Origin of the sequence: Roseateles sp. DAIF2 (assembly GCF_015624425.1) — a bacterium.
In the GTDB taxonomy this organism is placed as follows: domain Bacteria; phylum Pseudomonadota; class Gammaproteobacteria; order Burkholderiales; family Burkholderiaceae_C; genus Kinneretia.
In genome coordinates this window covers 594,237-609,949 of record NZ_CP049919.1, presented here as the reverse complement: position 1 = coordinate 609,949, position 15,713 = coordinate 594,237, and the positions used below count along the sequence as shown (strand labels likewise).

Genomic DNA, 15,713 nt, shown 5'->3' with positions numbered 1-15,713 from the left:
GTTGGGGATCTGGACGAAAAGGAAGAAAGAAGAGCTGGGAGCTCAGGCCGCGGTGCGGACCGGCGCATCGGCGCGCCAGGCGCGCCAGCCGCCGCCCAGCATCGCCAGCAGCAGCACGGCCAGCGCCGCCAGGGTGCTGCCCAGCGCCAGGGTCGGCAGCGCTTGCTGCACCACCTTTTCCAGCTTCATGCCCTGGATCGGCGGTGGCGGCGGTTCGGCCGTCGGGGCCTGCGGCTGTTGCGCCGCAGCCTTCGCGGCCGCGTTTTTCACCTGCGGCGGCGCGACGTTGAGGCCGTAGCCGGCATCGACGAACTTGCTGAAGGCCTGGTTGTCGGTCTTCACGTCGTAGCGGCGCGCCAGCTCGCGCCAGCGTTGCTTCAGCTCGGCGATGCTTTGCGCATCCGCCGTCTTCCACTGGCCCTGGCGCGCGGCCTCCAGCATGCGCTCGATGCTCTGCGCCAGCGCATGCGGGTTGTTGCCCTCGAACCAGCGCTTCAGGCCGAGGTTGTGCTTGTCGCGCACGTAGACGTCCATGAACTCCTGCCACTGGTCGTCGCGCACGATCTCGCGCGCGACCGATTGCCAGCCGGCGAAGTTGTTGATGCCGTCCAGCACCTGCAGGGTGCCGGAGTAGCCCTCCTTCATCAGGCCCTCGATATAGCCTGGATGGAAGTTGCGGGTCGCCAGCTCCTTGGCCAGGAATTGCGCCGCGCCCTCGACCTTGCCGCCGCCGGGGCCGCGCAGATTGGAGATGTAGAGCTCCGGCGCCTTGCCGTCCAGCTGGCGCACCGCCAGCGCGATGCCGCCCAGGTACTGGAAGGGGTCGTCGGTGGTCAGCATGCCGTAAAGGTTGGAGCTGCGCGCCAGCACCGCGCCCTCGGTGCCCCGCAGATGCTCGGCATAGAGGTTCAACTGACCCGCTTTCCCACCGGCCGCCACGCCCTTGCTGCCCCACTCGGCCTCGTCCGGCCCGTAGGCGAACTGCATGCGCGACAGGTACAGCTCGGCCAGCTTGCGGTCGCCCTCCCCTTGAGTCTTCCAGGTGTCGGTGGCCAGGGCCGCATCGTCCAGGCCGGTGCCGTAGCGGCCGGTCTCGGAGGAAAAGATGCGGGTCTGGCCGGCGCGCTCGGCGGCCGCGGCATCGACGCCGCGTGCCACCAGTTGCTGCGCGATGCGCTGGGCATTGGCGGCAACCGGGTTGTCGGCCTCGCCCTTGGCCTCCGCGGCCAGCTTGGCGGCCTTGGCCAGCTGGCGCATCACATTGGGGAAATGGTCGCGGTACAGGCCCGTGGCCGAGAGCACGATGTCGACCCGCGGCCGGCCCAGCTTGTCGCGCGGGATCAGCTTGACGTCGCCCACGCGGCCGCCCGAGTCCCACACCGGTTCGACGCCCAGCGCCCACAGCGCCTGCGCTTCGAGCAGGCCGAAATGGCGCATGGTCTCGACCGACCACAGGGTGAAGGTCAGCTTCTTCGGCGGCTTGCCGCCGTTCTTGGCCTGGTGCGCGGCGATCAGCTTGTCCATCGCCTCCTTGCCGGCCTCCCAGGCGGCCTTGGTCGGCACGCGCGAGGGATCGAAGCCGTAGAGATTGCGGCCGGTCGGCAGGGTGTCCGGGTTCTTGATCGGATCGCCGCCATAGCTGGTCGGGATGTAGCGGCCGGCCAGCGCGTTCAAGAGGCCCTGCATCTCGCTGGCGCCACTCAGGGCCTCATACCACTCGCGTGCCTTCGCGACCTTGGCGCGGGTCGCCTCGGGCATCTTCGCGACGGCCGCGTCCTGGCTCTTGTCGCCGCGCAGGATCGCCTGCAGCTTGCGGAAGGGCGAGGACTCGGCCAGCTTCTTCCAGTCGCCGACCAGCATCTCGTCGGCCTCCTCGTCCGGGCCGGCCATGCCTTCCCAGAACTCGTGGCCCATCATCATCAGCACGGTGGCGACGCGCAGCTGCTCGTCCGGCCCCTGGCCGAAGGTATGCAGGCCCAGCGGCTGGGCGGTGCGAGCCAGCTCGTGCAGATGGTCGTGCACCTCGGTGACGAAGGCCGGGAACTCGGCGGCGATGCGCGCCTCGCTCCAGCCCATGTCGGCGGCCATGCGCTCCTTCCTGACCTTGGCCAGGAACTCGGCCCGGATCTTGTCCTTCACGCCGCCTTCCTCCTGCGCCAGCCATTGGTGCAGCAGGTCGTGGATCTCGGTCAGTGCGGCATGCAGGCCGGCCGGCGCGAACGGGGGCGTCTGGTGGCTGATGATGGTGGCGCGACCGCGGCGGCGCGCCTGCGTCGCCTCGCCGACGTTGTCGACGATGTAGGGGTACACGACCGGCACGTCGCCGACCGCCAGCATCGGGTAGTCGTGCGAGGCCGAGAGGCCGCGCTCCTTGCCCGGCAGCCATTCCTGGCTGCCATGGGTGCCGTAATGCACCAGCGCGTCGGCGCCGAAGCCCTGACGCGCCCACAGATAGGTGGCCATGTAGTAATGCGAGGGCGCGGCGCTGGTCGAGTGGTACAGCGACTTTTCCTTGTCGCCACCGCGCTCGCCGCGGCCGGGCTGCGGCAGCAGGGTCACATGGCCCAGCTGCAGGCGCGGGATCACGAAGAAGCGCTCGCCGCCCTGGCTCAAGAGCATCGAGGATTTCTCCGGCTCGCCCCAGGACTCGCGCATCTGCGCCTGTACGCTGCTAGGCAGCGCGGCCAGCCAGCGCTTGTAGTCGGAAAGCGCGAGGCGTCCGGCCAGGCCGTCGCGCACCAGGTCGCGCAGCACGGCCTGGTTCTCCGGCGGCTCGTAGGCGGGCTTGAGCAGGCGCTGCAGCAAGAGGGTCAGCGGCTTCTCGTCCTGCGGCTCGGTGCGGTAGCCGGCGGCCTGCAGCGCGGCCAGGGTCGCGACGAAGCTCTTCGGCAGGTTCATGAAGGAGGCGCTGAGGTTCTTCTCGCCCGAGGGGTAGTTCCAGAAGAACACGGCGACCTTGCGCTCGGCCGCGGCCTTGCGCTGCAGCTTCGCCAGGTTCAGCGCCTTGCCCGCCACCGCGGCGCTCTGCGCGGCGATAGTCTCGACCTGGTCGTCGCCCTTGCGGTTGGCGGCGGCGATCTGGATGTCGGTGATGCCGGCGTACTCGGCCTGGGCCAGGTAGAAGGGCACGTCCATCAGCTGCACGCCCTGCGGGTCGGCGGCCCAGTCGGCCGCGTCGCCGCGGCGATAGGCCATGGCCTGGATCACCGGGATGCCCATGGCCTCGAACTCCTGGCGGCGCGCCTCGGGGCTCAGGGTGATCTGGGTGTTGATCAGCACATCGACAATCGGCCTGCCATCCAGCAGCGCCATGCGGCGGATCGAGTCGGCGTCCAGCACCGGGCTGTAGAAGGGCCAGGCGATCGCGCCGCCCGCCTCTATGCGAGCGATCAGGTCGTCCAGGAAGGCGGTCTGCTCGGCCGAAATGCTCTGCTGGTGGAAAGCGATGCCGACCACCGGCGGGCGTTTGGCCGGGTCGGCGTCCAGGCCGCGCCATTTCAGGAAGGCCGCCGGCGTCGGCAGCACGATGGACGGCAGCTTCGGATGGTACAGCGCCGCGGGCGGGAACACGACCGGTTCGGGCAGGCGCGCCCAGTCCTGGTTGCCCGCGAGCTGGCTTTTCAGCGCACGCAGGAAGGCGTCCATGTTCGAGCGCCCGCCGTTCACGTAATAGGCATGCAGGCGCTTGGCGAAGGCCTCGGGCACGTTGGCGCTCTTGGGCGCAGCGGTCGGCAGCCAGACCTGCGGCTTGGCTGCCAGCGCCGGCAGCGCGGCGCCCAGGCGCTGGCGCACATAGTCCTCGATATGCTGGCGCGGTGCGTCGATCAGCACCAGATCGGCATTGGCCCAGAGCTTGGCGTCGAGGTCGGGGCTCAGCTTCTCGGCGAAGCGCGCCTCGATGCGCAGACCCAGCGGCTCGGCGGCCTTTGCCAGGGTGACGAACTTGCCGGGCGCCACCGGGCTGGCGGCGATGAAGAGCACGGTGGGCGGCGGCTTGCCGCCCGCCGGCGCGGCCGCGGCCGGACTGCCGAATAGCAGCAGCGCGAAGCTCGCGAACAGGAGGGAGAACAGGATTCTTCGCATCGGATGCTGGCGCCGCTGGTCGGCGCGGCTGGCTGGCTAGGGGTGGTGGGCTTAGCCGGCCCGCGTGTATCGCGTGCCGGCCTTCGCTAGCCACAGACTCCTTCCGGAGCCTGTGTGCGAGCTCAGAACTGGTAGCGCACGCTGGCGCTGAAGTTCCGGCCCGGCTGGGTGTAGGCGTCGAGCGCGATGGCGGTCGGGGCGATGCCGCGCACGTCGGACCATTGCCAGTACTTGACGTCGCCGAGATTGCTGATGCCAGCATTGATCGTCCATTGCTTGCCGATCTCGTACCAAGCCGCCAGATCGCCGACCACGAAGCCCTTGGGCGTGTAGTTGGCGGCCGGGTTCGGATTGCGACGCTGGCTCTTCATGCCGGTCACGCTCAGCTCGGCGCCCCAGACACCCGCCTGCTCATAGCGCAGGCCCAGCACGCCCTTGTCCGGGTCGATGGTCTCCAGCGGTGCCTTGACGCCGGCCACTTCGCTGTCGCCCTTGGTATGGGCATAGCTGGCGCTGACGGTCCAATTGGGCAGGAAGTTCCAGGCGCCGCTCAACTCGAAGCCGCGGATGCGGGCGCTGCCCAGGTTGATCGATTGGAAGACCAGGGGATCGGCCACGGTGCCCGATCCGCCAACCGTCTGGTTGGCGGCAATGAAGTCCTTGTAGCGCCCCTTGAACAGCGCGACGCTGTAGCGCACCAGATCATTGCGGCCGCGCAGGCCCAGTTCCACGGAGTCGCTGGTTTCGGGCTTCAGATTCGGATTGCCGACCGAGGTATAGGCCGGCCGGGCATTCAGATTGGTCACACCGCCGTTGACCTGGCTGGGTGTCGGCGCGCGGAAGCCATGCGAGTACTGGCCGAACACGCGCAGCATCGGCGTGTAGGTCCAGACCACGCCCAGCTTGGGCGACAGCTCCTGGTCGCTGAGCTTGGCGGGCTCGGCCTTGTTGTTGACCGTGTAGAGCGGGTCATTCTTGCGCGGATCGAGTTCGAAGCGATCCAGGCGCAGGCCCGGCGTCACGGTGAAATCACCCAAGGTGATCTCGTCCTGGATGAAGGCGCCGAACAAGCGGTAGTCGGTGTCGGGGAAGCTCTTGTTGGTAGGCCCGAAGCCGCTGGGCGACGGCGCGGTCACGAGCGCACCGTTCAGGTAGTTGCCCCCCTCCTTCAACGAGTGGACCAGCGAGCTGGACGCATCGACCCCGTAAACCAGCCGCTGGTTCGTCAGATAGGACTCGAACTGGACCGAGCCGCCAACCATGCGTTCCGCATAGTAGGCATCGCGCGAACGGCTGTTCCAGACCGAGGTATTGCTGCGCTCCTCATAGCCCAGCTGGCGATTCTTCGCCTGCTGCCAGTAGACATTGGCGAGCATGCGCTGGAACAGGGGATTGCTGCTGTCGGCAAACTCGTAGTCCAGCTTGGCCAATGTGCGGTTGATGCGCTCGGCCGCGTCGACGCGGGTCGTCGTCAGATACATCGGGTCACCAAACAGGGTGTAGACCGTGGTGTCGATGTCGCGGTCCATGTGCTCCAACGAAAGCTTGAAGCGCTGACGCGCATCGAGCTTGTAGATCAGCTTGCCCAGCACATAGTTGGAGGCGATGTCCTGCGGGTTGCCGACGGTACGGTTGCGATTCTTCGCCTCGTTGTCGCCGCGCGTGTTGGTCTCGCTGCCGCGGCGCAGGCTGGCCAGCAGCATGCCCTCGAACTGGTCACCGCGGAAGGCGTAGCTCGGTACCACGGTCGTGGACTTGTCGACCGAGGAGTAGCCCAGCTTCAGCGCGGCCTGCGAACTCTTGCCCTTGGGCACCAGATCGATCGGGTCCTTGGTCTGGAAGCTCACGGCGCCGGCCAGGCCATCGCTGCCATAGGAGCTGGACGAGGAACCGCGCAGGATCTCCACCTGCTTGAAGGCCTCGACATCGATGTAGTCGCCTCGTCCCGCAAACACCGGGCCGCTGGCATAGATCATCGGCAGGCGCACGCCATCGGTCTGCAGCAGCACCTGATTGCCTTCCAGACCGCGGATATTGATGCCCTCATTGCCACCGCGTCCGGTCGCAGAGAACGCGGCAGAGCTGCGATTCGGCTGCGAGCGCACCGAGATGCCGACCTCGTTGCGCAGCAGGTCCTTGATGTCGGTGGCGCCCTTGCGGTCGACATCCTTGGCCGTCAGCGTCGTGATCGTGGCCGCCACCTCGTCTTCTGATGTCGCCAGGCGGGTGGCCGAGGTCACGACCTTGGGAAGGTCGGGCGCCACGAGGGGCTGGGCCTGGGCCACGCCCGCCAGCGCGGCGGCGGCCAGGGCCAGCGGATGCAGACGCGGCAGGGCGCGGACGAGAACCGGGGACGAGGAGGTTGTAATAGCGGTAGAGCAGCGTGCCATGGACGGACCTTGGAATCGCTGCGAGCGCCGTGCTGCGACCACCGCCCAGGGCGCGGCCCGCCGCCGCACCAACCCCGCAGGGCATCGCCGCCGGCAAAGCCTGGCCCGGACGGCGGACGGCATGGGGCCCGCGGCTGGGTTGGGAACTTTGTGCTGGTCGAGCGGCGGGCTGAGGGACTGACTGAATGGCTGGCGGGCTCTTTCGGCGAGCCCACCCGCCATCAGGCAGCGGGGCTCGCGATGCGCCAATTCTACTTAATAACGATTCTCATTAACGTAATGATGCAAATTCGTCACAGCCGCTTGTGCGCCTGCTGAATCGTCCGGGCTCACGGCTGCGGCCGGGCCTTCGCCTGCGCATGGAAGGACTTGCCGACGATCCGCCACTGCCCCGCCACCTTGAGCAGGGCCATATGGTCGACGAACCTGACCGTCGGATAGTCGAGCACGACCTTCGCCACGGCCGCATCGCCGGCGAGGTCCAGGATCTCGAAACTCCGGCTGCGCTGCGACTCGTCGGCCGCGGGCTTGCCCGTGAAGCGCGCGGCGTACTCGGCCACGCTCCAGGAGATGAGCTCGCCGTTGATATGGCCGGTCACCCGGGCCCCCTCGGCAAACGCCTGGTGGATCAGCTCCGGGTTGCCGGTCGCATGGGCGAGCACATAGTGCTGGAGCGGCACCTGGGCCGCATCGATTTCCGTGTTGCCGGCAAGAACATGGGTTGACAAGAGCAAGCCTCCCAATGAAACCAGGGTCGAGAGCATTCGCTGGTGTAGTTGACGCATGACGATCCGCCTTCCGGGCCGGCGAGGTGGAAGACAGCACGGGCGATCGAAGCGGGTGGCCGGCCCGGCACCGCTCCGGCCACCACGCTCAGCCGCGGCCCCCGGCCAGCTCCCAGCCGGCCCGCGTCAGCGGCAGGCGCGTCACCGGCCGGCCGCTGGCCGCCAGCAGGGCGTTGGCCAGGGCCGGCGCGATGCTGGGCACCGCCTCCTCGCCGGCGCCGCCGGGCCGCTCGGCCTCGCCCAGCACCAGCAGCTCGATCGGCGGCAGCTCGGCCAGCCGGGGCAGGCGATAGCCGTCGAAATTGCGCTGCAGCGCGCGATCCTCGGCAAAGCCGATCTCGCCGAACAGCGCGGCGCCCAGGCCGAACACCGTGCCGCCCATCAGCTGGGCCGACACCGCGTCAGGATTGCCGACCCACCCTACATCGAGCGCGGCGGTGATGCGCACCAGGCGAAAGCGCCCCGGCCCGGCCAGCGCGATCTCGACCACATGGCCGGCCACCGCGCGGTTGGCCTCGCTGAGCGCCAGGCCGCGGAAATGCCCGGGCGGCAGCGGCCGCGCACAGCCGGCGCGCTCGGCCAGGGCCTCCAGCAGGGCCAGCACGCGCTGGCGCGCCGGCCGGTCCCCGCCGGCCAGCAGGCGGCGCCGGTAGTCCAGCGGATCCTGGCCGGCGGCCCTGGCCGCCAGGTCCAGCATGGTCTCCAGGCAGAAGCAGTTCTGCGAGTTGCCGACCGAACGCCAGTAGGCCAGCGGCACGCCGCGGTCCCGCTCGCTGAAGCGCAGGCTCAGCGGCGGCAGCGCGTAGCTCGGCCCCAGCCAGCCCATCGAGCCGCTGCCGTCCGGGATGTCGGCCGCAATCGAGCTGGCCACGCCGGAGCTGGATTCGATGCGCGCACCCGCCATGTCGACGCGCAGGGCCTGGGGCAGCCCGTCGGCCCCCAGCGCCAGGCGCACCCGCGCCGCCCAGGCCGGGCGGTAATGGCCGGCGGCCAGCTCGGTGGCGCGCGACCAGATGGTCTTGACCGGCCGGCCCGCGCCGAAGGCCCGGGCGATCAGCGCGGCCTCGCGCACGAAGTCATGCTCCAGCCGCCGCCCGAAGCCGCCGCCGGCCGGCAGGCTGTGCAGCCGCACACGCTCGACCGGCAGGCCCAGGGCCTTGGCCACGGCGGCCTGGGTGTCGGACTGGTTCTGAGTCGAGACCCACAGCTCGGCGCCCTCGACGTCGACGCGCGCGGTGGCGTTCAGCGGCTCCATCGGCGCATGGGCCAGGAAGGGGAACTCGAACAGCTGGTCCAGCGGCGGTCGGCCCGCCGCCTCGGCCGCACGCAGGCCGGCCTCGCAGGCCTCGTCATCGAGCCGGGCCGGGGCGATGCGGCGCGGATAGGCGCGCCCCATGCCGGCCTGTGCGGCCTCACGCAGCTCCCGCGCATAGGCCTCACTGTCCAGCGGCGCCCGCGGCCCGGGCGCCCAGCGCGGCCGCAGGGCCTCGCAGGCGCGCTCGGCGGCCCAGTAGCTGTCGGCCACCACCGCGACCGCGCCCGGCAGGCGCAGCACCCGCCGCACGCCCGGCCGGGCCAGGGCTAGCGCCTCACCGTCCAGGGCCAGCAGCCGCGCGCCGAAGCCCGGGCCATGCAGCACCGCCGCATGCAGCAGCAGGCCCGGCGGCCGCACATCGATGCCGTAGACCATGCTGCCATCGGTCTTGGCGGGAATGTCGGCGCGCGGCAGCGCCCGGCCCAGCACCCGCCATTCGCTGCGCGGCCGGGGCTGCGGCCTCTCCGGCGGGCTCAGCGCGGCGGCCTCGGCCAGCAGCTCGGCCAGGGCCAGGCGTCGCCCGCTGGGCGGGTGCCAGAGCGAGCCGTCGCGCGGCTCGCAGTCGGCCGGAGCCACGCCCCAGCGGGCCGCGGCGGCGCGCTGCAGCATGTCGCGCGCCGCCGCGCAGACCGGGGCCAGCACCGTGTAGGCGCTGCGAAATCCCAGGCTGCCATAGGTCACATAGCTGTCCGCCAGCGGGTTCAGGAACTCCGGCCGCAGCGGCGCCATCTCGACCCGGATCGCCGCCGGCGGCAGGCCCAGCTCCTCGGCCGCGATCTGTATCAGCGCGGTATGGCTGCCCTGGCCGATCTCGCTGATGTTGCTCAAGAGGGTCAGGCCTTGCGCATCGAAGCGCAGCCAGGGGCTGAAGCCCGCAGCGGCCGGCGCGGCGCTGCTGGCAGCAGCGGCCGGCGGGGCGCCCAGCAGCCAGGCGCCGCCGGCCAGCAAGGCGCTTTGCAGCAGGCGCCGGCGCGCCGGCAACTGAGGCTGGTCGTCCGAAAACACCTCCGGCTCCTGGCTTCTTGCTTGCATATCCCGCCCTCCCTGCTGTTTTGGCAGCGGGCGATGCTAGGCGGGCCGCACAGAGCCGCGGCGACGATGCGACGAAACCGGCCCGGCGCGGACGAAGCCGGCCGGCGCAGGGGTCAGATCAACTCAGATCTCGACCTTGGCGCCCAGCTCGACGATGCGGTTGGTCGGCAGGTGCAGGAAGTCGGCCGCGGCGGCGGCGTTGCGGTGCATGCTGGCGAACAGCTTCTCGCGCCAGGGCGCCATGCCCGAACCGATGGTCGGGATCACGATGTCGCGCGACAGGAAGTAGCTGGTCTCCATCTCGTCCAGGTGCACGCCGCGCTGCTCAAGCAGCTTCAGCGCGTCCGGCACATCGGGTTCGTTCTTGAAGCCGAAATGCAGGCTGACCGCCCAGCAGTCGTTGCCCAGGCTCTCGACCTGCACCCGCTTGTCGAAGCCGATCCAGGGCACCTCATGGTGCTTGACGCTGACGAACAGGTTCTGCTCGTGCAGCACCTTGTTGTGCTTCAGGTTGTGCAGCAGCGCATTGGGCGTCACGCCCTGCTCGGCCGACAGGAACACCGCGCTGCCGGGCACGCGCGTCGGCGGGCTGACGAACACCGCCTCCAGGAAGCTGTTCAGGTCGATCGCGTCCTCGCGCAGCTTGGCGCTGAGCTGGCGCCGGCCCTGCTTCCAGGTCAGCATCAGGGTGAACATGCCGATGCCGATCGCCAGCGGGAACCAGCCGCCATGGGCCAGCTTCAGCAGGTTCGAGGCCAGGAAGGTGATGTCGATCAGGAAGAAGGCGCCGGTGGCCAGCACGCACAGGGCCAGCGGGTAGCGCCAGCCGTAGCGGATCACGAAGAAGGTCATCACCGTGGTGATGGTCATGTCGATCGTCACCGCGACGCCATAGGCGCCGGCCAGCTTGCTGCTGGAGCCGAACAGCACCACCGCCAGCACGACGAAGACGAACAGGCCCCAGTTGACGAAGGGCACATAGATCTGGCCGGTGTCGCGCACCGAGGTGTGCAGGATGCGCATGCGCGGCAGGATGCCCAGCTGCACCGCCTGCTTGGTGACCGAGAAGGCCGCGGTGATCAGCGCCTGCGAGGCCACGCTGGCCGCCACCGCCGCCAGCAGGAACAGCGGGATCTCGGCCCAGGCCGGCGCCAGCAGGAAGAAGGGGTTCTTGATCGCCTCGGGCTGCTGCAGCAGCAGCGCGCCCTGGCCGAAGTAGTTGATCACCAGGGCCGGCATCACGACCGCGTACCAGGCGATGCGGATCGGCTTCTTGCCGAAATGCCCCAGGTCGGCATACAGCGCCTCGCCGCCGGTTACCACCAGCACCACCGCGCCCAGCGCGACGAAGGCGACCCAGCGGTATTCCATGCAGAAGGCCAGTGCCCAGGCCGGGTTCAGCGCCAGCAGCACATGCGGGTTGTCCAGCACCTTGGGCAGGCCCAGCAGGGCCAGGCTGAGGAACCAGCACAGCATCACCGGCCCGAAGGCGCGGCCGATGCCGCCGGTGCCGAAGCGCTGCACCGTGAACAGCCCGGCCAGCACCATCAGCGCCACCGGCACGATCAGGTCGTGATAGCCGGGGGCATAGACATCGATGCCCTCCACCGCGCTGAGCACCGTCATCGCCGGCGTGATCACCGCGTCGCCATAGAAGATCGCGGTGCCGAACAGGCCCACCAGCATCAGGCGCCGGCGCAGCTGGGGCTTGTCGTTCACCGCATTGGTGGCCAGCGCCAGCATCGCGATCAGGCCGCCCTCGCCGTTGTTGTCCGCGCGCAGGATCAGCAGCACGTACTTCAGCGAGACCACGATGGTCATGGTCCAGAACAGCAGCGAGAGCACGCCCAGGATGTTGTCGTGCGTCAGCGGCACATGGCCGCCGTGGAACACCTCCTTGAGCGCATACAGGGGGCTGGTGCCGATGTCGCCATAGACGACGCCCAGCGCGCCAAGGGTCAGGCCGGCTTGGGCCAGGGGGCTGCGGGCCGCGGAGGATGCACTCACGGAAAACGCGGCGGCCTGCTCGGCCGCTGGTGGTCGAAAGGGGCATATTGTGCGCCCGCCGTTGTGCAGTGCGTCAACGCGGTATTCCTACCCCGCGAAAAAGGGGTGTGACGGCGTGGTGACGCCGTCACACCCAGAGCCCTTACCAGAAGGTGTAGGTGGCGCTCAGCGACACCGAACGGCCGGCGGCGCTGTAGAGGTCCTTGTCCCAGCCGTACAGGTCGAAGGTCGGGGAGTAGGGGGCCGCACGGTCGAAGGCGTTCAGCACCGTGGCCTGCAAGGTCAGCCCCTTCACCGGGCGCACGGTCAGACCGAGGTCCACGGTCGTGAGCGAGGCCACCCGGCAGCCCCCGCCCAGGGCCGCGGTCTGATAGGGGCTGCTGGCATAGGTCGGGCTGCATGCATCGCGCACACCGGTCACCTGATTGACACGGGGCAGCCCCATGCTGTGCAGGTAGTTGAGCGCGCCATACAGGGTCACATCGCCAAAGCTGTAGTTGCTGCTCAGACGGCCCTTGTACTTCGGCTGATCACGGTCCGCGGCGTCGTTGAAGTCGACATGCGGCATGCCCTTGTCGCGCTGCCGGGTATAGCTCTGCACATAGCCGACGAACAGGCTGCTGCTCAGGCGATGGCCGTTCTCGAAGTTGAGCCGATGGCTCAGCTCCAGATCGGCGCCGCGCACCTGGGTCTGGCCCAGGTTCAGGTATTTGCGCTTGACCAGCGCGATGCGCTCGGTGCCCGGGATGACATTGCCCGCCGCGTCCTTCAGCGCGGTGCTGGCATCCGCGGTGCGGACGACGTCGCCCTGGTAGGAGCTGTCACCCAGTTCAAACAGGCGCTGCAGCACATCGGTGGAGCTCAGGCGGTCCACCTCGTTCTTGCGGGTGATCTGGTAGATGTCGACGGTGCCGTTGATCGTCGGCGTCGGCGAGAACACCAGGCCCAGGGTGTAGCTGCGCGAGGTTTCCGGGCGCAGCTTCGGGTTGGCCACGATGAAGGCCGCGACCGAGCGCGAATTGCCGCTGCTGGCATTGCGATCGCACTCGTTCGCGAGCGTGTTCTCATAGTTGGTAGCCCCCGGGATCTTGCCCGGCAGCCCGTTCTTCCCCAGGGGGCAACGATTCGCGTCGCGCCAGGTGCCGATGGTCTGGGAGCTGCTGACCGACGAGTCGGACATCTGGCTCAGGCTGGGGGCGCGGAAGCCGGCCGAGGCGGTGCCGCGCAGGGCCAGGGATTCCATCGCCTTCCATTTGAAACCGAACTTCGGCGTGGTGGAGTTGCCGAAGTCGCTGTACTGGTCGGAGCGCAGCGCGGCCTCCAGGCTCAGGCTCTTCCAGACCGGCAGCACCGTCTCGGCAAAGACCGAGGTGACATTGCGGCTGCCATTGGCCATGGAGCCGCCGCGCCCGACGAAGTTGCCGGCCTGCAGCTCGGCGTCCGGCCGCATGCTGATGCTTTCCCGACGGTATTCCAGGCCCAGGGCCACACCCACGGCACCGCCCGCCAGGCGACCGATCTCGCGGCTGCCCTTGAGGTTGGCCATCGTGACCTTGGTTTCGCCCTCGTTGAAGATGGTCGGGCTGATCCGGGCCAGCAGCTCGGGGCTGTTCTGCCCCCCGAAGCGGTAGCTCTTCAGCGCCTCCTCGGCCCTCTTGGCATGCACCGCGCCGAACTCGGTTTCCTTGCGCTTGGACTGGTTGTGGAGCAGGCCGCCGTTCCAGTCCCAGCCGAAATGTGCGCCGCTGAGGTCCAGCACCAGGCGCACATCCTCCTGCTTCAGCTTGTCGTAGCGTGGGATGTCCCCCAGGCGGGCGCTGGTCAGCACGCGCAGCTTGTTGTTGGGATCGGCCTGGAACAGCGGGTTGTCCGGATGATTGGACGCCATCACATGACGGAAGGTGCGACGCTGCCCCCGCGGGTCGAACCATTCGCTCAGGCCCGAACCCAGCGTGGCAAAGCCGGTGTCATTGGAGTACTCGCTCTCCAGGCGCGAGTAGGCGGCCTCGACCGAGGCGCTCAGGTCCGGCGAGATGAGGAAGTTGGCGCGCGCGAACAGGTTCGCATTCTTCGAAGGCTCGGTGAAGCGCTCGTACCGGCTGGTATCCATCGCACACACCGGGGCCTTGCTCGCCAGCAAGGTCGTGTCGACAACGCCCGGCGCCGCGCAGCTGTTGTTCTTGGGCGGGATCGGGGTGCTGGTGTTGAAAGCGCCCGAGCCCACGGCGGTTTCACGCCAGAAGTTGGGCGCGAAGGTCAATGAACTGTCGGGGCGGGTGATGTCCCCCGCCAGGCCTGTCGTGGTGGAGGTGGTCCCCAGCTGCCAGGCTTCATAGGACACCCCTTTGAGCTTGTCCATGCCGGTCGCGCCGCGCTTGGACAGGTCCAGGCCCACCATCACGTTGAAACCCTGGGTGTCGAGGTTGCCGAAACCGCCGAACAGATTGGCGGAGTCATTGCGGAAACCGCCTTGCGTGGCGCCGGAGGCGCTCAGCTTCGCCTCCAGGCCCTGGTACTCCTTCTTCAGGATGAAGTTCACCACCCCGGCGATCGCGTCCGAGCCATAGACCGCCGAGGCACCGTCCTTCAGCACCTCGACACGCTCGATCGCCGACATCGGGATGTTGTTCAGGTTGTAGAGCGTGGACTGGCCCGCGTTCGGATTCGCGGTCGCGGTCGCGGCCATGCGGCGGCCATTGATCAGGGTCAGCGTGGAGGCCGAGCCCAGACCGCGCATCGAGACGGTGCTCACCCCATTGGAGAAGCTGCTGCCGGTGGCGTCGGCCTGGCCGCCGCTGCCCACCGCCGGCAGCAGGCGCATCAGCTCGGCCAGATTGCTGGCGCCGGAGCGCGCAATGTCCTCGGCGCGCAGCACCTGCAGCGGCGAGGCGGTCTCCTTGTCCACGCGCTTGATCGACGAGCCGGTCACCTCGATGCGTTCGAGCTTCTGGGCGTCGGCCGGAGCGGCCGACTGGGCCTGGGCCTGCTGCACCACCGCCAGCATGGCGGCCAGGGCGATCAAGGTGTGGCGTTGTTTCACGAGACGGGTCCTTTGGGCGATGAATGGAGAGAAGAGCCATGACCCTAGGGATTTGCGCGGCACAATCCATGACCGTTTTTTTACAAAACTTTTCCTACGGTTATGCCTGAGGGATTGGCCATCTCGCCGGAGCAGGTGGAGGACTTCGTGATGCGGCGCCTGAGCCTGCGCCAGCTGCGCATGCTGATGACGCTTGCGCACGCGGGTTCACTGAGCGCAGCGGCCGAGATGCTGCATGTCACCCAGCCCGCGATCAGCAAGGCGCTCGGCGAGGTCGAGCGCTCCCTGGGACAAACCCTGTTCGTGCGGCGCGGGCGCAACATCCGCAGCACGCCACTGGGTCAGCACCTCGTCCGGCTGGCCGAACGCCTGGAGCAACAGCTGCGCCGCAGCGGCGAGCAGGCCGCCTCGCTGGTGCGCGGCGCCAGCGGCGATCTCCTGCTGGGCGCCACCAACGCGGCGCTGAACGAGGTGCTGTTCGATGCCATCGCCCGGCTCAAGCAGGAGCAGCCCCTGCTGAGCATCAGCGTGCGCACCCATTCGCTCAGCGGCATGTACGAGGATCTGAGGCATGGCCGCCTGGACCTGGTGGTCGCGCGCCAGGTCGGCGATGCGCCGGCCGAGCTGCGGGCGCACAGCATCCTGCCGACCCATGAGGTGGTGGCCATCAGCAGCTGCCACCCGCTGGCCCGGCAACGCCGCCTCGGCTGGGAGATCCTCAACGAACAGGCCTGGATCTGGCCACTGCCCGGCACCCGCTCGCGGGCCCGGCGCGACCAGTTCTGGCAGCGGCTGGGCCTGCCACTGCCCAGCAATATCCTGCAGACCGACGACCTGATGCTGACGATGGGGCTGCTGCGGCGCATGCCGCTGGTCGCCATCCTGCCTTCGCCGATCGCTCGCTCGGTCGCTTTGACCGGTGCGGCCGTGCTGCTGCCGCTGGAGGTGGATCTGGGTCTTGGCGAACTCTGTGCCTGGCATCCGGCCGATCTGCAGAATCCCTTCGTCGACCGCTTCGTGGCCCTGCTCGAACAGACGGCCCGCTCCGCACAGGCCTGACC

General features: G+C 68.8%; 7 protein-coding genes. 1 reads left to right on the top strand and 6 read right to left on the bottom strand.

The features are described 5' to 3' along the window. Positions 1-42: 42 nt before the first annotated feature. The 6 genes from cobN to G8A07_RS02815 all read right to left on the bottom strand — a co-directional run bounded on the left by cobN (position 43) and on the right by G8A07_RS02815 (position 14,652). Positions 43-4,083: a cobaltochelatase subunit CobN gene (gene cobN, locus G8A07_RS02840; RefSeq protein WP_195795619.1), complete on the bottom strand. Its 4,041-nt coding sequence runs from the start codon at positions 4,081-4,083 to the stop codon at positions 43-45. A 122-nt stretch (positions 4,084-4,205) separates the two neighbouring features. Further along, positions 4,206-6,473: a TonB-dependent hemoglobin/transferrin/lactoferrin family receptor gene (locus G8A07_RS02835; RefSeq protein ID WP_195795618.1), complete on the bottom strand. Its 2,268-nt coding sequence runs from the start codon at positions 6,471-6,473 to the stop codon at positions 4,206-4,208. Between the two features lie 329 nt (positions 6,474-6,802). After that, entirely contained in the window at positions 6,803-7,201 is a 399-nt protein-coding gene (locus G8A07_RS02830; RefSeq protein WP_249937203.1) for a nuclear transport factor 2 family protein, read from the bottom strand. Between the two features lie 145 nt (positions 7,202-7,346). After that, positions 7,347-9,605 (bottom strand): molybdopterin cofactor-binding domain-containing protein, encoded by a 2,259-nt coding sequence (locus G8A07_RS02825; protein WP_195795617.1) that lies wholly within the window; start codon positions 9,603-9,605, stop codon positions 7,347-7,349. 123 nt (positions 9,606-9,728) lie between these two features. Further along, entirely contained in the window at positions 9,729-11,612 is a 1,884-nt protein-coding gene (locus tag G8A07_RS02820; protein ID WP_195795616.1) for a potassium transporter Kup, read from the bottom strand. 142 nt (positions 11,613-11,754) lie between these two features. Then, complete coding sequence (locus G8A07_RS02815) at positions 11,755-14,652, bottom strand: TonB-dependent receptor (RefSeq protein ID WP_195795615.1); 2,898 nt, start codon at positions 14,650-14,652, stop codon at positions 11,755-11,757. Between the two features lie 102 nt (positions 14,653-14,754). On the opposite strand from G8A07_RS02815, the gene G8A07_RS02810 reads away from it, so the two are divergent. Then, positions 14,755-15,711, top strand: coding sequence for a LysR family transcriptional regulator (locus tag G8A07_RS02810; RefSeq protein ID WP_195795614.1), 957 nt, complete (start codon positions 14,755-14,757; stop codon positions 15,709-15,711). Positions 15,712-15,713: the final 2 nt, after the last annotated feature.

Bases quoted from the DNA above. Each gene is read 5' to 3' on its own strand.
- cobN (WP_195795619.1), bottom strand. From the start codon at position 4,083: ATGCGAAGAATCCTGTTCTCCCTCCTGTTCGCGAGCTTCGCGCTGCTG.
- G8A07_RS02835 (WP_195795618.1), bottom strand. From the start codon at position 6,473: ATGGCACGCTGCTCTACCGCTATTACAACCTCCTCGTCCCCGGTTCTC.
- G8A07_RS02825 (WP_195795617.1), bottom strand. From the start codon at position 9,605: ATGCAAGCAAGAAGCCAGGAGCCGGAGGTGTTTTCGGACGACCAGCCT.
- G8A07_RS02810 (WP_195795614.1), top strand. From the start codon at position 14,755: ATGCCTGAGGGATTGGCCATCTCGCCGGAGCAGGTGGAGGACTTCGTG.